17 protein-coding genes are annotated in these 18,667 nt (G+C 34.5%); 15 read left to right on the forward strand and 2 right to left on the reverse strand.

From position 1 onward, the window contains the following. Positions 1-25: 25 nt before the first annotated feature. Complete coding sequence (locus tag BR52_RS00210; RefSeq protein WP_034573313.1) at positions 26-1,459, reverse strand: amino acid permease; 1,434 nt, start codon at positions 1,457-1,459, stop codon at positions 26-28. Positions 1,460-1,697: 238 nt separating this feature from the next. On the opposite strand from BR52_RS00210, the gene BR52_RS00215 reads away from it, so the two are divergent. The 5 genes from BR52_RS00215 to BR52_RS00235 all read left to right on the forward strand — a co-directional run bounded on the left by BR52_RS00215 (position 1,698) and on the right by BR52_RS00235 (position 5,740). Further along, positions 1,698-1,961, forward strand: a complete 264-nt coding sequence (locus BR52_RS00215; RefSeq protein WP_034568191.1) for a DUF896 domain-containing protein — start codon at positions 1,698-1,700, stop codon at positions 1,959-1,961. Next, positions 1,958-2,905: a ring-cleaving dioxygenase gene (locus tag BR52_RS00220; protein ID WP_034568192.1), complete on the forward strand. Its 948-nt coding sequence runs from the start codon at positions 1,958-1,960 to the stop codon at positions 2,903-2,905. Before BR52_RS00215 ends, BR52_RS00220 begins: the two co-directional genes overlap by 4 nt. Positions 2,906-3,012: 107 nt before the next feature. Further along, on the forward strand, positions 3,013-3,963 hold the full coding sequence (locus tag BR52_RS00225) for a phosphoglycerate dehydrogenase (protein WP_034568193.1): 951 nt from the start codon (positions 3,013-3,015) through the stop codon (positions 3,961-3,963). Between the two features lie 257 nt (positions 3,964-4,220). Beyond that, the gene (locus tag BR52_RS00230; protein WP_051915728.1) at positions 4,221-5,051 is read left to right on the forward strand and encodes a transporter substrate-binding domain-containing protein; all 831 of its coding nucleotides are present in this window, start codon (positions 4,221-4,223) and stop codon (positions 5,049-5,051) included. A gap of 11 nt (positions 5,052-5,062) precedes the next feature. Further along, positions 5,063-5,740, forward strand: a complete 678-nt coding sequence (locus BR52_RS00235; RefSeq protein ID WP_034568195.1) for an amino acid ABC transporter permease — start codon at positions 5,063-5,065, stop codon at positions 5,738-5,740. A 38-nt stretch (positions 5,741-5,778) separates the two neighbouring features. On the opposite strand, the gene BR52_RS00240 is transcribed toward BR52_RS00235, so the two are convergent. Beyond that, positions 5,779-6,750, reverse strand: coding sequence for a LacI family DNA-binding transcriptional regulator (locus tag BR52_RS00240; protein ID WP_034568196.1), 972 nt, complete (start codon positions 6,748-6,750; stop codon positions 5,779-5,781). A 169-nt stretch (positions 6,751-6,919) separates the two neighbouring features. On the opposite strand from BR52_RS00240, the gene brnQ reads away from it, so the two are divergent. From brnQ to BR52_RS00290, 10 genes are all read left to right on the forward strand, one after another. Then, positions 6,920-8,275 (forward strand): branched-chain amino acid transport system II carrier protein, encoded by a 1,356-nt coding sequence (gene brnQ / locus BR52_RS00245; RefSeq protein WP_034568197.1) that lies wholly within the window; start codon positions 6,920-6,922, stop codon positions 8,273-8,275. 101 nt (positions 8,276-8,376) lie between these two features. Then, positions 8,377-9,138, forward strand: coding sequence for a MerR family transcriptional regulator (locus BR52_RS00250; RefSeq protein ID WP_034568198.1), 762 nt, complete (start codon positions 8,377-8,379; stop codon positions 9,136-9,138). A 403-nt stretch (positions 9,139-9,541) separates the two neighbouring features. After that, positions 9,542-13,273, forward strand: coding sequence for a MucBP domain-containing protein (locus BR52_RS12470; RefSeq protein ID WP_051915575.1), 3,732 nt, complete (start codon positions 9,542-9,544; stop codon positions 13,271-13,273). Between the two features lie 10 nt (positions 13,274-13,283). Next, complete coding sequence (locus BR52_RS00260; RefSeq protein WP_034568199.1) at positions 13,284-13,610, forward strand: LPXTG cell wall anchor domain-containing protein; 327 nt, start codon at positions 13,284-13,286, stop codon at positions 13,608-13,610. Beyond that, the gene (locus BR52_RS00265) at positions 13,597-14,346 is read left to right on the forward strand and encodes a WxL domain-containing protein (protein WP_034568200.1); all 750 of its coding nucleotides are present in this window, start codon (positions 13,597-13,599) and stop codon (positions 14,344-14,346) included. Before BR52_RS00260 ends, BR52_RS00265 begins: the two co-directional genes overlap by 14 nt. Before the next feature lie 34 nt (positions 14,347-14,380). After that, on the forward strand, positions 14,381-15,124 hold the full coding sequence (locus BR52_RS00270) for a WxL domain-containing protein (RefSeq protein ID WP_034568201.1): 744 nt from the start codon (positions 14,381-14,383) through the stop codon (positions 15,122-15,124). A 78-nt stretch (positions 15,125-15,202) separates the two neighbouring features. Beyond that, positions 15,203-16,321 carry a WxLIP family cell surface protein gene (locus BR52_RS00275; RefSeq protein WP_034568202.1) on the forward strand — a complete coding sequence of 373 codons (1,119 nt, stop codon included), beginning with the start codon at positions 15,203-15,205 and terminating at the stop codon, positions 16,319-16,321. A 102-nt stretch (positions 16,322-16,423) separates the two neighbouring features. Beyond that, complete coding sequence (locus tag BR52_RS00280) at positions 16,424-17,884, forward strand: AcpB/EbpR/MafR family transcriptional regulator (RefSeq protein WP_034568203.1); 1,461 nt, start codon at positions 16,424-16,426, stop codon at positions 17,882-17,884. After that, complete coding sequence (locus tag BR52_RS00285) at positions 17,871-18,365, forward strand: hypothetical protein (RefSeq protein WP_034568204.1); 495 nt, start codon at positions 17,871-17,873, stop codon at positions 18,363-18,365. The genes BR52_RS00280 and BR52_RS00285 overlap by 14 nt, the downstream gene beginning before the upstream one ends. Next, the gene (locus tag BR52_RS00290; RefSeq protein WP_034568205.1) at positions 18,365-18,604 is read left to right on the forward strand and encodes a hypothetical protein; all 240 of its coding nucleotides are present in this window, start codon (positions 18,365-18,367) and stop codon (positions 18,602-18,604) included. Before BR52_RS00285 ends, BR52_RS00290 begins: the two co-directional genes overlap by 1 nt. The last annotated feature ends 63 nt before the right edge of the window (positions 18,605-18,667 follow it).

The raw sequence follows: 18,667 nt of genomic DNA on the forward strand, positions 1-18,667 counted from the left end.
AGATAAGCTAGCTATTTAGTCGTTTTTATTTTTTAGCAAATTCTCTTTTAGCAATTGCTGGCAAGATCATTCCTAGTGCAACAAAAATGATGGGTGTAACAATATTTAAGCTTAATTGGAAATACCAAGCAGATGGATTTGCATCGAAATCTGTTTTTGGTACCATTCCTAAGATACAGGCGAAAGCAGTAAATAAGAAACACCATGCCCCAATTAGGAAACCGACTTTTGGATTTTTAACAAATTTATATTCAGACGTAAAGTTTTTGTGTAATTTATTTAACATCATATAAGCTAAGAATACCCATAGATATCTTAGAGGCATTACAACTGAGTTTAAGTTTAACAACCAGTTGTATAGTTCGTTCATATTGCCAATTCCGATTGCTGGAACAACGATCAAGATACTAACTAAAATTCCTGTCATAGCGTATCCATTTACTGGCGTTCCTTTGCTGTTTAATTTAGCAAGTTTACGAGGAATAAATTCTTCGTCAGCGTCACCTAATAAAATCTTAAGTGGAGCATCGATTGAAAAGGCTAAAGCTGAAATTTGCGCTAACGTATTAGCAATTGCATAAAGAATCATAAAGAAGTTTCCTACATTATAATAGACACCTAATTTTTGGAAAGCGACATATGCTCCATTGGCCATTAAATCCTTTGGAATATTGTTGCTATCAAAAATCATCCCCATTGCAAATGAACCAAGTAACGCACAAATGGCTACCATTGCAGCAAGAGCTAGCATTCCTTTTGGAAATTCTTTAGCTGGATTTTTAGTGTTGTTTACATAAGGAGAAATTTTTTCTGCACCACCAACAGCGAAGACAAGCATTGAAATCGTTGTAAAGTAAGCGAAGTTAAAAGTTGGTAAATAGGTTTTAATGTCTCCCATATTAGGTGTTGCAAAAGAAGCACCTGTAATCGCTGGAGCAGTAACCGCTAAGAGAATAAATAATAATGACATAACAAACATTGACATACCTGCAATACTACCAATACGTTTTAATGTTGTTAATCCTTTAGAAGAAACCCATAAGAAAAATAAGAAAATGACTAAACTAATCAATGACACTTGTAAAGCGGGTGTTACATTTACTAAGTTTCCATTTCCACGTACGGCCCAACCTAAGGCAATTAAAATTCCTTGTGGTTTTTGTGCTAAGTATGGAATATGCACGACCCAATAGGTCCAAGCAGCGTAATAAGCTAAGCGCTTCGTTGTCGTTTCTTTAATCCATGTACTAACGCCACCGTTTCCATCTTTAAAAGTGGAGCCAAGTTGACCAACGATTAAGGCATAAGGTACAAAATAAAGGAGCATAATTAAAATCCATGATGTAATAACGGAAACGCCTTGATTCGCGTAGTTGTTTACAACATTACCTAGTCCCCAAACTGAAACAAAGGCGATTAGGGCAACATTATACCACCTTAACTTTTTTTCTTCTTTCATTAAAGCAAACATCCCTTCTTCTCAAAAATATGATAGTTATAACCAATTTATCATAAGCTTAAAACGAAGGGGAAACAATCCTTTTTAAAGGATTATGAAAAAATTATTAAGTATTTGTTAAATTATTGTTATTTATTATAAATAAGCAGTTTACAAAAAGTAAGTAAAGTGTTAGAATAAAACTAAGAAATGAATTAGAACGTTTTAACTCGTTTCATTAATTAAAAGAGGTGACGAAATGGAACAATTATTAATGCAAATCAACCAATTAGCGAACAAATCAAAAAAAGAAGGATTATCATCTGCCGAAAAAGAACGACAAGTAGAACTACGCCAAATGTATTTAACCCTATTTCGTGGCAGTTTGGACGATATTCTATTAAATACAACCGTTTATGATTCCACAGGAGCAGATGTTACGCCAGTAGCGTTAAAAAACAAACAAACGAAACCAACTATTCAAGTGATTAAAATGGAGCAATGGGAGGATGAAATAAAATGAAAAAAAGTTTAGGAATTCATCACATTACGGCAATTGTTGGAAATCCACAAGAAAATGTCGATTTCTATGCTAGTGTTTTAGGGTTGCGCTTAGTTAAAAAAACGATTAATTTTGACGATCCACAAACCTATCATTTATATTTTGGAGATGATGGAGCAAATCCAGGATCTATTTTAACGTTCTTCCCTTGGCCAAATGCCTATAATGGAAAAAAAGGTGCTGGGCAGGTAGAGGTTATTTCATTTATGGTTCCTAAAAATAGTTTGACTTTTTGGGAAAATCGATTACATGCTTATCAAATAGAAACACATAAAGAAGTTCGTTTTGATGAAAGTTATTTAACTTTTAGCGATCCTCATGGGTTAAAATTAGAAATTGTCGAAAGAGAAAGTTCACAACTCAATCAATGGAATTTCAATGGTGTTGCTCCAGAAGTAGCCATTATCGGCTTTGCAGGAGCAACGCTGAACTCTAGAAGACCAGAACGTACTGGAGAGTTGTTAGAAAACACGATGGGCTTAGAAAAAATAGCTGAAAATGAAACCCATCTTCGTTTTAAATCAACTAGTGAAATTGGAAATACGATTGAAGTTTTGAAAAAAGTTGCTGAAAGAGGGACGATGGGAAGTGGAACTGTTCATCATATAGCATTTCGAGCAAAAGATGCTTCAGACCAACTTGAATGGAAGCAAGTACTGAGTGAGGATGGTTACCAAGTTACACCAGTCCAAGACCGGAATTACTTTGAAGCTATCTATTTTAGAGAAAAAGGTGAAATTCTTTTTGAAATTGCGACAGATACACCAGGTTTCGCTCATGATGAATCAATTGAAACAATGGGAGAAAGCTTGATGCTACCAGAATGGTATGAGCCACAACGTGAGCAAATACAACAAGTATTGCCAACTTTTACCGTCAGAGAGACACAGCCTACAATTAAATAAGAAGAAAAAGAACTTGTTTTTTTGCAAGTTCTTTTTTTGATAAAATCATATCTCTTTCAACTGAAAATAAGGCATGAGATAATAGAAGTTGAAATGGAGTGATTAGAATGAAAAAAGCCATTTGGCTGATACAAGATACTACCGCAGAGCAACTTTCCGAAATGAAAGAACGTGCTCCTGAGTTCGAGTTGATCACCGTTCAAGATCCTCAAGAAATGTTAGCGGTTGTTGAGATTATTTACGGTTGGAAAAAAGAACTAACGGAGCTAATTTCAGAAAATAAACTTCCTCAATTAAGATGGATACAAGCAAGCTCGGCTGGTGTAGATTATTTAGATTTAGACTTATTTCAAAAGCACAATATTACCTTAACAAACGGTAGTGGGATTCACGGGATACCAATAGCAGAATCTGTTTTTGGGATGCTATTGTTCTATACAAGAGGTATCAAAAAAGCAAGTGAAGACCAAAAAGATGCGATGTGGGAACAAGTCACTCGTTTAATTGAATTACAAGGAAAAACTATTATGATTGTAGGAACTGGAAAGATTGGTTTTGAAGTAGGACGTCTTGCCAAAGCTTTTGGAATGGAGACGATTGGGGTTAATCGTAGCGGACGCCAAGTTGAGTATATGGATACGGTTATCAGGCAAACGGAGATTACGGTAGAATTGCCTAAGACAGATATCGTGGTTAATAGTTTACCTTTAACAGATGAAACAAATGGTTTTTATAACGAAAAACTCTTTAATCAAATGAAAAAGCATACGCTATTTATCAATGTAGGTCGAGGTGCGTCTGTAAAAACGAATGATTTGATCCAAGCGATTAAATCAAACAATATTGCATTTGCAGGGTTGGATGTCTTTGAAGAAGAACCTTTAGCAAGCGATTCTCCGTTGTGGAAGATGCCAGAGGTATTGATTACGCCTCATATTAGTGGAATCGCAGAACATTTTAAAAAACGTTTAGGAGCGATTTTTCTAGAAAACTTGACGGCATATATAGGAAAAGAGAGTTTGCCAAAAAATGTAGTTGATTATAGTCGGAGTTATTAAAGGATAGAGGAATTCTCTATCCTTTTTTTGTTTCAAAAAAACAATATTGTATTTTAAAAGAATAAGGAAAGCCTGATAAACTCTAGTTGAGAGAGACATAAGAAATAAATAAATTTATCAAAAACATACTACAAATTGACACAGTTTCTACCTGCTGTTATATTCTTTAAAGCGCTATTAAAACAGGCGCGAATAAAGAAAAAGGAGTTTTGATAGTGAATAAAAGAAAACAAAAATGGATTGCTGCTTTAGTGATTATGCTAGCAGTTATAGTAGCAGGTTGTAATGGAACAAAAAATAAAGAAGAGGCAACACAAAATACTGAAAGTGCCAAGAAATGGGCGAAAATTGAAAAAGCTGGAACACTTAAAGTAGCTACTCCAGGAACGCTTTACCCAACTTCTTTTCATGATAAAAAAACAAATGAGTTAACAGGATATGTTGTTGATACAATGAATGAAGTGGGCAAACGGTTGAACTTGAAAGTGGAATACTCTGAAATTGGAGCAGATGGAATGTTTGCTGCAGTTAATAATGGACAAGTGGATATTACAGCAAGTGATGTTGAAATCACAAAAAGTCGTGAGAAGAAATTTGATTTTTCAGAACCAATCAAATATTCATTTGGCAGTATGATTGTACGTAAATCAGATCAATCTGGGATTCATTCATTAAAGGATTTAAAAGGTAAAAAATCAGCTGGAGCAGCAACGACTGTTTACATGGATATTTCTAAAAAGTATGGAGCAGAGCCGGTTATTTATGATAATGTGACCAATGATCAATATTTATCAGATGTGGCTAATGGTCGTACGGATGTGATCTTAAATGACTACTATTTACAAAAAATGACTGTGGAAGCTATGCCTGAAATTCCAGTGATGATTCCAGAAATTTACTACAAACCAACAAGTATTGGGTTAGTGATGAAAAAGAATGACACAGAATTAAAAGCAAAAGTAGATGAACAATTAAGCGCAATGCAAAAAGACGGGACACTGACAAAACTATCAGAGAAGTATTTTGGCGGAGCAGATGTTTCTAAAAAGACAGATGTTAAAATTACAGAAGAAATAAAAGTAGACTAGGAGTTTTAATCATGAGGGACATTCAATGGAGAGCTATTTTTAATCCTGAATTAGCGTTAGATAGTTTACCCTTTGTTTTAACAGGATTAGGTTATACGGTGTTCATTGCGGTTTTTAGCATGATTGTAGGCTTGATTTTGGGATTCTTTTTAGCGCTGATGCGAATGTCTTCTATTAAAGTGCTAAATTTTATCGCGAGGCTTTACATTTCTTTTATGCGAGGAACACCCATGATTGTTTTTTTATTTCTATTGTATTTTGGGTTGCCTTTCATTGGAATTCAATTTTCAGCGATTACAGCAGCATTAATTGGTTTTAGTTTGAATAGTTCAGCGTATATTGCTGAGATTTTTAGAGCCTGTTTAAATAGTATCGATAAAGGGCAATGGGAAGCGTCCTATGCATTAGGGTTAACGCATTTTTTCATTATGCGTAAGATTATCCTTCCACAAGCGCTAAGAACAGCCGTAGGACCTCTAAGCAATGTTTTATTGGACTTGATTAAGGGAACCTCATTAGCAGCGATGATTACAGTACCGGAGATTTTTCAACAAGCTAAAATTGTTGGTGGACGAGAGTTTGATTATATGACAATGTATATTTTAGTCGCATTGATTTACTGGGGAATATGTAGTTTATTTTCAGTGATTCAAGTTGTTTTGGAAAAGAAATTTTCTGAATATACGTAAAAAAATAAAGCAGCGTTGCGAACTTTTGCCACGCTGCTTTATTTTGTTGTATGTCGTTTGATTAAATGGAAATCTAATGGTATTAATGGGTTTTCACGATGAGTTAATTGATTGAAAATAAGAGTAAACGCATTTTGAGCTTGTTTTTCAATGGGGTAATCAATCGTTGTAATATCTAAGAGACGGGCAATTTCAATATTATCAAAGCCAACAACTGAAAAAGCATCAGGAACTCGCACACCTAGCCGTTTGGCTTCGGTAATTAAACCAGCTGCAACGGCGTCAGAGCTTGTTGCAAAGCCATCTGGTTTAGTGGATTGTTCTTTCCACCAATGGGCCACTTTTTCTCCATCCTCGCTTGAATTCAATCCTTTAAACTGAGGTTGAAGATTAGGATTGAGATGATATTTTTCACAAAAATCAAGATAGGCTTTCATGCGACTTTTAGTGTTTAAGCCACTTGTACTGCCATATAAATTCACAATATTTCGGCAACCAGTGGCATAAAGATGCTCTAAGCCTAACATATAACCGTCGTAATGGTTCATAAAGACGGAAGGAATATGATCAGACTCTACACGTTGCCAAGTCACGATAGGACCATATTTTGTGAAAGGCTCTAATTGTTTCCAATCATTTAAACGAATCAGCAGTAAAAGACCATCTAATTGCTTGCGACGAAGCATTTCAAAAGCATCTAGCTCTTTTTGTTTATCGTCACCAGTCATAAATAAAGTGACGTTGTATCCTTCTTTTTGGGCAGAAAGAGTAAAACCTCGTAAAAAAACAGTTAAAGAATCTGAAAAATAAGGAGCAACAATGCCAAGGGTTTTTGTAGCTCCTTTTTTTAAATAAACGGCATTTAGGTTTGGAACATAATCTAATTGCTGGATAACCAACTCGACTTTTTTTCGCGTTTCTTCACTCACATAACCATTTTGATTAATTACACGAGACACGGTTGCTGAAGAAACACCTGCAGCTTTTGCAATATCTTTGATATTTGCCACCAAAACACGCCCTTTCGTTTGATTCCTTTATAGTAAGTATAGCAAAAAGGGGATTGAAAGAGTAGGACTTAAAAAAAGAGGAAAGTTACAAATTCACTTGCGATTTTTTTTTAAACAGGCTACCATTGGTTAAGAGTATTTTTTTAAATCTGAAATAGGGAGAGTTTGGATGGATAAACGATTGTCATTATCATCTTATATATTTATAGGATCAATGTTGTTTGGATTATTTTTTGGAGCTGGAAATTTAATTTTTCCAGTGCATTTAGGGCAAGAAGCAGGAGTCAATGTTGGACCTGCAACACTTGGGTTTTTAATTACTGGAATCGGGTTGCCGTTTCTAGGTGTTGTAGCGATTGGAGTTTCAAAGAGTGATGGATTATTTGATTTAGCAAGTCGGGTACACCCACTGTATGGCATGTGTATGACTGTGTTACTTTATTTAACAATAGGGCCATTCTTTGCACTGCCAAGAACTGGAACAGTTTCCTACGAAATTGGGATTGCACCTTTTATTTCATCAAGCTATCATTCACTTGGATTAATTATTTTTACAATTCTTTTCTTTGGTGTTGCACTTATCTTTTCAATGAAACCTACTAAGATTTTGATGTATGTAGGGAAAATTTTAAACCCATTATTTTTAGTCTTTTTAGGGGTTTTGATTGTGACGGCTTTTATCAAACCGATGGGAAGTATTCAAGCAGCTGATGTTCATGGAGCTTATGTAACAAATCCTTTCTTTAAAGGATTTACTGAAGGTTACAATACCATGGATGCGTTAGCATCTCTTGCTTTTGGAATCATTGTTGTTCAAACAATCAAAGGTTTGGGGGTTCACAATCCACGGAATATCGCGCTTGATACGTTGAAATCGGGAACAGTTAGTTTGATTTTAATGGGAATCATTTATGGAAGTTTAACGTATATTGGAGCTATGAGTGTTGGTAAATTTAAGCTGTCAGACAATGGCGGTGTAGCTTTGGCTCAAATTGCAGACTATTACTTTGGATCGTTTGGCAGTATTTTGTTAGCTATTATTGTAACGGTTGCGTGCTTGAAAACAGCGATTGGGTTAATTTCTGCTTGTTCAGAGACGTTCCATGAGATGTTTCCTAAATTCCTAAGTTATAAGCAGTTTGTTGTAGCTTTTACGCTATTAGCATGCGGTATTGCAAATGTCGGCTTAACCAATATCATTACGCTGTCTATTCCTGTCTTGATGTTTTTATACCCATTAGCAATTACCTTGATTTTATTAGGATTGCTCTCACCACTGTTTAAAAATCGCCAAATTGTCTATGTCTTAACAACAATTTTCACCATTTTTGTTAGTTTTGCAGATGGATTAAATGCGATGCCTGAAAGTATCAGAGAAACGGGAATTGCACAAGGTATTTTATCTTTTTATACGACCTACTTACCGTTATTTGATATTGGAATGGGCTGGGTACTGCCAGCAATAGTCGGCTTAGTACTTGGCTGGATGATTAGTATCTTTAAAAAAAATGAATTGCGTTTTTAAATTTGGTAGCCAAGAAATGTTCATTTCTTGGCTATTTTTTTAAAGTGCTTGAGTTTAACGTTACGTAAGGGTGTATCTTAAATGTAGTTAGGAGGAGAAAAATGGAATATACTATTAAAAAAATAAGTGAATTAGCTGGTATCAGTAGTCGAACATTACGATTTTATGATGAAATTAAGTTATTGAAGCCAGCTCGAATCAATTCATCAGGGTACCGAATTTATGCTCAAAATGAAGTAGATCGACTGCAACAAATCCTAGTTTACCGCAAATTGGGGTTATCTTTAGAAGATATAAAAGCAATCATGGATAATCCTGATTTTGATGAGATAAAAACATTAAGAAGCCATTACCGAGCATTATTAATTCAGCAACAACAATTGAGTAAGCTAATTGATACTGTTGAAAAAACACTTATGACAAAAGAAGGGACTGGTAGTATGACGAATATAGAAAAATTTGAAGGGTTGAAAAGAGAACGGGTTCGAAAAAATGAAGATCAATATGGTACAGAAAGTAGAGCCCTTTATGGAACAAATCAAGTCATTGACTCAAATCAAAAGATGTTAAACATGAATCAAGAAAAATTCCAAGCTTTTGAAGAGTTAGAAGAAGCCATTTTTGTACAATTAAAAAAAGCGATGAACACAAAAAATGTGAGCAGCATAGAGTCACAAAAACTAGCTAGAATGCATAAAGAATGGTTATCTTATACATGGACGACCTATTCTACTAAAGCCCATGTAGGGTTAGTGAATCTGTACCTGGCAGACCCACGATTTGTTTCTTACTATGATAATCGAGTTGGCCAAGGAGGCACTCAATTTTTAAAAGATGCAGTGATTCATTTTACAAATAAGTAACTTATAAGAGTACGTAACAGCTATTCTTAATGAATAAATGAAAAAAATAGTTCCTGAAGGGGAACTATTTTTTTTGTCTTAATTTGAAATGATTAACGGTATTTTTTTAATTTAGCGAAGAATAAAACGAGTTAAATAACGTTATCAATAAAACTTGTAAATGTTTATTTCAATAGGATTTAGCCCATTTTTTACCAAAAAATTGGAAATATAGCAAAGAAATATGAACGCATATTTGTTTTATTTTGTTATTTTTTTGATACTATTATTAAGAGCGAGCTGAAAAAATTAATAATTATTAAAAAAATAAAAGTTAGATTTTATTTATTTTGCAAAATATCTTTATAAATAGGGGGAATTAATTTTACAAATATTGAAATATATAAGGAAGGGGGAATTTAAATTGGGAAGTAAGAAAAACATAAAAAAAGTAAAGCGTTATATTAAATTGTTAGGAGTTCCTTTTATAGTAGGTACTATCCTATTAGGCGGAATTTATTATTACAGTATAGAAAATCAAAAAATCTCAATTTTAGCAGATTCAGGGTTGAAACTAACGACTTCTAAAAATGAAGTTACTGTTAATAGTCCTTTTATCGTGAATGTTACAGATACTGGTGCGACAAATGCGACGAGTGACAGTGAGGATCTTGAAAGTGAAAAAACAGTAGATACGGATTCTGAACAACTTGAGGTAACAACAACGGAACCTATTAAACAAGTATCAAAAACAGTTATTTATTTGCCCTTAGGGATTGAGTTTGACGAAGTTGGTACAAATCAATTGAACGATGGAAAAAAAGTAGCAACGATTTCATTTGATTCAAATTCAAGAAATATAGAAATTGATTGGATTGCAGCAGAGCAAAAAGAACTGCCCATTTCTTTAATTTCAAAAAATATTGGACATTACGAAATAACTGCTCAAAAAAGTGTAAATAATCAACTAAACGAATCAGAAATACTTTCTATTCAAGCGGTAGGAATCGAAGAATCGGCCACTTCATCGGATGAACCAAGCTCATCAGTTGTAAGTGCCAGAAGCATAGAAAAGGCTCAGGAAACCTCTGCTCTAGCAGTTGGAACGTCAGTTGTTACGAATGCAACAGAGTTAAGTACCGCAATCAAAGATTTAAGTATTACTCAGATTTATTTTGGGAATGATATCAATTTAAATCAAAGCATTCAAATTCCAAATGGTAAGCCTTATTTACGAATTTCTGGGAAAAATCCCTCAACAGGAGAAATACACACCCTAACAGAAAATAATGGAACTGGTGGGGGAACCGATAATATCTATGTAAGCAATGGAAATTCAGATCCAAAAGATTATGGTTTAGAGGATATGAAAATTATTGGACGCAATTATTATGGTCCTTTGAATGTACAAGACAATACAAGAGAAGTAAGTTTATCCTATACAAATGTTGATTATCAAGGTCCACAAATTACGCATAATGTTAACGGAATCACGAAGTATTTAGGGGATACAAGTATTTACATTGCTCGTGTTCAAAGTACCTCAGCACCAAATCAAGAGGTAGCTGAAGCAAGAAACGTTATTATGGATGGTAATATCACAATTAATCATACATCAAATTCCGACAGTATGTTTTGGTTAGGATTATCAGGCGGGTCAGAGAACTCTTTTACAGTCAAAGCAAATTCAAATGTTGTAATTGATTCTAAAGGGAATGGTATGTTTTATCGTGACGGATCAAATCCAATTAAGATGGATATTGAACAAAACGCCAACGTTAAAATAACAACTAATAACGGATTGTTTCGTAATAATCCAGGGCAATATTTACACGTTGGAGAGAATGCAAATGTCGAGTTTGAAAAAACAGGTGGAGATCAACCGGTATTGCGTTTAACAGAAGACTTAAATGTAGCCAAGGGTGCCCGACTAGTGATGAAAGCAACTGGCGGAAGTGGGAATTTTGCGCGCTTTGAAAGTGCCTACGCTGGAACAAACTTAAACTTTGATGATCCACTAAGTGTTTTACTTTACAATAAAACCTCGCAACAAATGTTTGCTTGGCAAGGATCCGGAAATTCCTCTGGAAAAATGCACATTAATGCACCAATCGTAAATTACTGGAGAGTTGCAGGTACTGGTGATCGTGATGATTTGCCATTGTTTAGCTGGTCCATGCCAGATCGGTCAAACGTAGTAACAGATGTTACAACGAACGGAAGCAGTTCAACTGTTATCAATTCGACAAATGCAGGAATGAATGCAACAGATTTCAATCTGGGAACTGCAAAAGTGATTTCATTAGGGACTATAGACGTTACATTAGATCCAATTACAGATGCACAGAGTACAATAACTGGTACAGCGACAAAAAATTCTAAAGTCTACATTGATTATACTGAGGTTGGTGTTAAAAAAACTTTAACAGGTTATGCTGGAACAGATGGGGTATATAGTATTCCGATTCCTGATGGGTTTATCAAGCCATACACCTCAGTAACTGCAACAGCCAATTTAGATTTTAAAACCAAAGTATCTGCTCCTGTTACGGTAGAAGATGTAACACCTCCTGAAGGCACTGCGATTATCCAAGTTTTAGAAAAAGGCAGTGCATTTCCAAGTGATGTCACAAAATTTGTTAAAGACATTAAAGACAAATCAGATGGGACAACAGGAGCAGGAGTAACTGTATCTGCTGGAACGATTCCTCAACCCGATATGAATCAATCTGGCCCCGTATTACCGATGTATGAGGTTATTCTAACTGATAAAGCAGGAAATAAAACAGCTATAAAAATACCTATCTTCATTAAAGATGAAGACACGGTTGTTTCAGATACAACAGCGTTAAAAGCCCATAATATCACTTTTAAACTGCCACAATATCCACAAACAGAAGCAGAATTGAAAGCCTTTATTCAAAAAGAATCAGCCGTGCAAGCTTGGGAATTAGCAACGGGCAACGAATTGACTGATTTAAGTGCTCTTACAATTGATACTTCTAAAATGAAACAAGCAGTAGGAACATACCCAGTCATGTTGACGCTTGGCAATGTTCAAAAAGAAATCCAAGTTGACGTCACACCTGGAACGGGAACCGTCGTGTTCCATTACCAAGATGAAGAAGGCAATAAACTTGCAGAAGATAAAACGATTGTAGACGATATTGGAAATAGCTACAATGAAAAACCAATTGATTTAAATGGTTATCTATACGTGCGTACCCAAGGAAATGCAACAGGGGTTATTGAAGATCAGACCCAAGAAGTTCTGTTCATTTATCAACAAAATCGCTTCAAATTAACTCAAACTGTTACAAAGATGGATGGAAGTTCTGCTGAAAAAGCGGCATTGACAGAAGTTCTTAAAGTGAAAACAGTGTTAGACAGTCAATTAACGAGTGTGACGCCAAGTGTATTCTATAAAGACTTAACGATTACAGTACCAATTGACGATGCATTAATCGATGTTGGAACCTTCTCTTTAAATAGAGCAGATGGAACATCAGTAGGTCAGGTATCTTACGATGATTCTACTAAATCTGTAAATGCCACAATTACTGAAGCAGATCAAATTCCATGGAATGAGAATGTATCGATGAGCTATCAAGCAACAGTTAAAGAGGATGCGCCACTAGCAAGTACAATCACAACAGTAGGCGAAGCTAGTGGAAGCTATACAAATAATTGGGTAGCTAATCCGGTCAAATCAAATACGACAAAAACCGAAATTGTAGATGGAAAATTAGCTTTTGTTTCAGCACCGACAGATTTGGATTTTGGTGAAAACTTAAAGATACCAGCTGTTGATAAAAACTATCCTCTACAATCTCTAACTGGTAGTTTAACCGTACAAGATACGCGTTCAATCAAAGGATCATGGACATTGAGTGCGAAGATGGATCAAGTATTAACAAGTACAAGTAATAAAACTTTGCCTACAGCTGTTCAGTACACGAATAAAGGTCAAAAAGCTATATTGGGAACCTCTTCAATTATTATTTACCAACAAACAAATACTGATAGCAAGCCCATCTCGATTACAGATAATTGGCTGCCAAATGGCGATGGTTTAGCTTTAGATATCAAGCCAGGAACTACTTATCCAGAATCCTATACGGGTTCAATCGAGTGGACCTTGCAAGACACACCATAGGAGGGGAACGATGAATAAAAAAAGAGGGACATGTCTTCTTTTGATGATTGCATTATTCAGTTTCTCTTCATTTATGGAAGCTAGTGCAGAGGTAAGTCAGAAGAGCCATACTACAACTGGGGATATCAGCTTTTACGGAGAATATGAAAAACCAAAAGAGACTCAATCAACAGATACAAAAGAATTAAAAAATAGAGAGACAGTCCGAACAAATTTTCCGCAAACAGGGGAACAATCAACACCATCTTATTTTATAATAGGAATGATTGTTTTTGTGGGAAGTTATCAATTGTATCAAAAAAACAAAATAGGGGGATTTAAAAATGAAATTAACTAAAATAATGACAAGTACGGTGTTATTAGCAACAGCTGTCAGCTTTTCAACAGTAGCAAACGCTGCAGATGGTGGAACTTATCAGTCAAAAGGGTCAGTAGAATTTGTTCCAAATAATACGGTTACTCCACCAACAGATCCAGAAAATCCAGGCAAGGAAGTAACACCGACTAACCCAGATGGAACTGATCCAGATCCAGGGACAGCAGGTCCCTTAAGTATTGATTACGCTTCAAGCTTAAGCTTTGGAAGCAATAAAATTACGAATAAAGATGCCGTTTACTTTGCAGAACCACAAAAATTAAAAGATGGGACTGTAAGAGCTAATTACGTGCAAGTTACAGATACCCGTGGGAATAACGGTGGTTGGACATTGACAGTTAAACAAGAAGGTCAATTAAAAAATGAAACAACGACCAATAAAGAGTTGACTGGTTCAGTTTTATCTTTAACAGGGGGAGCAGCGGTAAGCAATACAACAAACGTTGTGGCACCAACAGTTAGCGACGTGATTCTAGATTCAGCTGGAGCAGCTTCTGAAGTAATGAGTGCTAAAGTAGGGCAAGGAGCATTAACTTGGTTAAATGTTTTTGGAACATTGGAAGATACCCAAGTGGAGGGTGAAACAGTTAAGAAGAATAAAGCAATTACGCTATCCATCCCAGGAACAACACCAAAAGATGCTGTTAAATATACAACAAACTTAACATGGACATTGAGCGACGTACCAAGTAAATAAAAATAAAAAAATTTAAAAAAAGGGAGATTTACACATGAATAAAAAAATAATGACACTTAGCGCAGCAACTTTATTAGCTTTAACAATTGGAGGAAATGTTGTAAGTGCAGCAACAGCAGGCACGTATAAATCAAATGCGAAAGTAACCTTTGAACAAGATACTTCTGTTACACCACCAACTGATCCAACTAATCCAGGTAGTGAAGTAACTCCAACTAATCCAGATGGAACAGATCCAAATCCAGGAACAGCTGGCCCATTAAGTATTGATTTTGCTTCTTCATTTGGCTTTGATAAACAAAAAATTACAACAAAAGATGAAGTTTACAATGCAAAAGCGCAAATGCTATCAGATGGAACATTACGTCCTAACTACTTGCAAGTAACAGATAAACGTGGTGGCGCAAAAGGCTGGACTATTCAAGTGAAGCAAGAAACACAATTAACATCCGCAACCAGTAAAAATAAATTAGATGGCGCTTTAATTTCCATTGCAAATGGTGAAGCCGTTTCAGCTTCAACTTCAAAAGTACCTTCTGTTTTAAATGCAACAGGTCAAAAATTAAATTTATCAATAAATGCTGACGGTGAAGGGGTAAGTCAAGAGATTATGGCAGCTAAAGCAGATGAAGGAGCTGGAACATGGGTTTATCGTTTTGGTGACGATACAACAAAAGACACAAGCGTAACCTTATCAGTACCAGGATCTACAACGAAATATGCAGAAGAATATGCAGCAGAAGTAACTTGGACATTAGCTGATATTCCAACAAATTAATCAAACATGAAATAAGTTGAAAAGCATCGCTTTATTGTGGATGCTTTTCAGTTCATTTCTAAGAAGGAGTTTATTATTATGACAAAACGAAAAATAAGCCTGATTTTTTTAAGCATGTGCCTGCTTTTGAGTGCCTTAAGTCAAGCTCCTATAATTGGAAAAGCTTCTGAACTAAATTTTGCTGTGGAATCCATTATTCCAGATAATCAGCGAGATAAAACGAAAACTTTTTTTGATTTAAGAGTAGCCCCTAAAAGTGAACAAGTCGTTGAATTAAAATTACGAAATGACACAACGAAAGACGTAACAGTAGAACCAAGCGTGAATTCAGCAACAACCAATTTAAATGGCGTTGTAGAATACGGAGCAACAAAGGCCAAAAAAGATTCAACCTTGCCAATTGATTTAAAAGAAATTGTCAGCGTTGCATCGGAAGTTACGATACCAGCGAATCAAGAAATAAAATTGCCTATCACAATTAAAATGCCAGATCGTACTTTTGATGGTATATTAGCTGGAGGTATCACAATTAAAGAAAAAGATACCTCTAAAAGTGATTCGAATACTTCGTCAGATACACAAGGGCTAGCCATTCAAAATAAATATGCCTATGTAGTAGCCTTATTATTAAACCAAAATGATCAACCTGTTGAAGCAAAATTAGAATTAAATGATGTTGTTCCTTCACAAGTGAATGCACGTAACGTAATCAATGCAAATTTGCATAACGTAAAATCTGATTACATCAATAGTCTAGATGTAGAAGCAACGATTACGAAAAAAAATGAAAGTACAGCACTTTACACAAGTTCAAAAAAGAACATGCAAATGGCACCTAATTCTAATTTTAATTATCCAATCTCATTAAATGGAGAAAAATTAAAAGCGGGAAAATACACGTTAAAATTAAATGCACAAGCAAAAGAAGGAAAATGGAGTTTCACAAAAGATTTTACAATTAGCGAAACAGATGCGAAAAAATACAATAGTCAGGATGTTTCAATTAAAAAAGATTGGACATGGGTTTATATTTTAATTGGTATTTTATTGATTTTAATTGCACTATTTTTAATTTTCTTTATTATAAGACGTAACAGAAAAAAACAAGAAGAGCGTCGAAGACTGGAAGCGGCACGAAATAGAAAAAATGTTCGTCGTAAAAAACGTCCGTCAAAAGACCAGATACCCAAAAAATAATAAGGTAAAGAAATTCCAATTTTAAGCAATATTGGGGTTTCTTTTCAGTCATTATAAATAACATAAAAAACAAATTAGGTAATGAAAGGAGAGTGGAGAGGGATGAATAGTTTTTTATCTAAAACAGATGTCCGTAAACTACTCTTAATTCATACAATTGAAGAAAGTTTCCAACAAAAAGTGTCGATTTCAGATTTAAAAGAAAAAATGGGTGTGTCTGAATTTATTTTATTGAATACCTATGAAGAGTTAAAACAAGATATTCTTAAGTATCAATTAGATGAACAACTTCAGATTCAAAAATTAAATCAAGTTGTTCAGTTAAAAAAAAATAGCAGTTTTTCTACAGATACATTGAAAAATCTTTATGTAAAGGAATCTTTAGGATTCCAAATCATTCAGGATGTGTTTGAGGACATGTTTACAAATTCCAATGATTATGCAGATCTCTTTTACACGAGTCGTACAAAAGTTTACTCTAAAGTAAATCAACTTAAAGCCAAACTTGAAAAACTTGGAATAAAACTTTCATCACGATTTAAATTAGTTGGAGATGAAATTGCGATTCGAACCTATATAAACAACTTGTATACTTCAGTCTATGGCATGGACGATTACCCTTTTTCGACAACATTAAAGGAACAAACTATGCGTTTTATCAAATTGATTGAAACTAAAATGGATATTTATATGACTCAAACAAGTACGACCAAATTACTTTATTTTATTAGTATTTGTCGAATCCGAATTGAAAATGAGCAATTTGTAAAAAATGCACCGGCTACGATAACGGGTTTAGAAAGTGATTCTTTTGAAGATATTTTGAAGGAAACGTATCAAGAAGTATTTAATGAAAAAGTAAGTCACAATGAAATTGATTTACTGGTATTATTTATTGAAAGTCTAGACGAGTTTCCTCTTGAATTGGAAAATCAAGAACTAGATAGTTTAACGAACTTCTTTATCACAGAGTTTCAAAAACAATTTGGAAATCTTGATGAAACTTTTTTTAAGGAAGAATTAATTAATGAACTGGTAAAAATCCATTACCCTGTTTTAAATTTTAATTGTTTACAAACAGAACTAGACGTTCCAGTCCGAGCACGATTTATTGAAGAAAATTACCCAGAGGTATTAGAATTTTGTCGCCATTTTATCCAAAAAGCATCGAAATCGAAAAAATTTTATTTGATTAATCAAAATGATGTTTATTTATCCAATCATTATATTTTCTTGCTGATCAATGTGTTGCCACCATCCTTTTTTTCATATCCTGTAAAAGTATGCATTGATTTCTCATTGGGTAAAAATTACAATCAATTTATTTATCGAAACATTCAAACGTTTGATTTTATTAACATTGAAATCAGTCATCAATTAACAGAAGATATTGATATTTTGCTTTGTGATTATCCAATCAGTGGGCTTCATCAAGACACGAAAGTCATTGTGTGGAGTGCGCCACCAACTGCAGGAGATTGGGCAAACTTTGGTAGATGTATCGCAACTGCAAAAGGCAAAAAGCCACTAAAAAAAGGAGGTATTCCACTTGAACTATTTTAAACCAACGCCGTATACTAAAACGTGTTTATTATTTGGGTGTTTATTTTCCTTTAAAGTACTAGTATTGGATACTCCGACTGTTGCTCATGCAGAAGAGAGTGGCTATTTATATGAGGTTGACAACTCTGCATTTGAAACAAAACCAGTAGATCCATTTAATCCAACAGTGAATGTAGAGCCTGTTCCGCCAGTTTACACTCCAGATCAAAAAGTAGAAGAAAGTACAAAACGGTCCTATTCGACATCACCACCAAATGGAAAAGTCCCAATATTATTAAATAAAAATAAAAAACAATTTAAAAATGTGACCAATAAGGTAGATCCATTATTAAATCAAAATACATTAGTACTTACGCTAAATAGTGGGGGAAATGATTTTGGTGGAGATGATCCTAATATGCTTTATTTAGAAGAACTATATACAGTTTTAGCAGGAAATTTATTGTATGGGGAAGAAGCGAGTGGAATGGGGGATATTTAGTGATAGTTAATAAAAAATATTGGGAAGAGGTATCTATATATGCGATTGAATTTCTGACAAATGAACTGAAAGAACGTAAAATTTATAAATTATTAGTCTTTCCAATAGCATTTACAACTAATGAAATTCAAGAAGCGATTATTGAAAATTTTTATAATGTTAAAGAGGTAACATCGATAGAAATCCAATTAGATGGGTTGCTATTGAATACAAATGAAAATGAATCAATGGACTATTAAAAAAGAAAGATAAGACTCATTCCTTTAGCTGGAATGAATGTTATCTTTCTTTTTTAATAGTTT

It is taken from the genome of Carnobacterium divergens DSM 20623 (assembly GCF_000744255.1).
Lineage (GTDB): Bacteria > Bacillota > Bacilli > Lactobacillales > Carnobacteriaceae > Carnobacterium > Carnobacterium divergens.

Excerpts from the sequence above, each read along its gene's own strand:
- BR52_RS00210 (WP_034573313.1), bottom strand. The coding sequence starts at position 1,459 with ATGAAAGAAGAAAAAAAGTTAAGGTGGTATAATGTTGCCCTAATCGCC.
- BR52_RS00215 (WP_034568191.1), top strand. The coding sequence starts at position 1,698 with ATGGAACAATTATTAATGCAAATCAACCAATTAGCGAACAAATCAAAA.
- BR52_RS00220 (WP_034568192.1), top strand. The coding sequence starts at position 1,958 with ATGAAAAAAAGTTTAGGAATTCATCACATTACGGCAATTGTTGGAAAT.
- BR52_RS00225 (WP_034568193.1), top strand. The coding sequence starts at position 3,013 with ATGAAAAAAGCCATTTGGCTGATACAAGATACTACCGCAGAGCAACTT.
- BR52_RS00230 (WP_051915728.1), top strand. The coding sequence starts at position 4,221 with ATGCTAGCAGTTATAGTAGCAGGTTGTAATGGAACAAAAAATAAAGAA.
- BR52_RS00235 (WP_034568195.1), top strand. The coding sequence starts at position 5,063 with ATGAGGGACATTCAATGGAGAGCTATTTTTAATCCTGAATTAGCGTTA.
- brnQ (WP_034568197.1), top strand. The coding sequence starts at position 6,920 with ATGGATAAACGATTGTCATTATCATCTTATATATTTATAGGATCAATG.
- BR52_RS00250 (WP_034568198.1), top strand. The coding sequence starts at position 8,377 with ATGGAATATACTATTAAAAAAATAAGTGAATTAGCTGGTATCAGTAGT.
- BR52_RS00260 (WP_034568199.1), top strand. The coding sequence starts at position 13,284 with ATGAATAAAAAAAGAGGGACATGTCTTCTTTTGATGATTGCATTATTC.
- BR52_RS00265 (WP_034568200.1), top strand. The coding sequence starts at position 13,597 with ATGAAATTAACTAAAATAATGACAAGTACGGTGTTATTAGCAACAGCT.
- BR52_RS00270 (WP_034568201.1), top strand. The coding sequence starts at position 14,381 with ATGAATAAAAAAATAATGACACTTAGCGCAGCAACTTTATTAGCTTTA.
- BR52_RS00275 (WP_034568202.1), top strand. The coding sequence starts at position 15,203 with ATGACAAAACGAAAAATAAGCCTGATTTTTTTAAGCATGTGCCTGCTT.
- BR52_RS00280 (WP_034568203.1), top strand. The coding sequence starts at position 16,424 with ATGAATAGTTTTTTATCTAAAACAGATGTCCGTAAACTACTCTTAATT.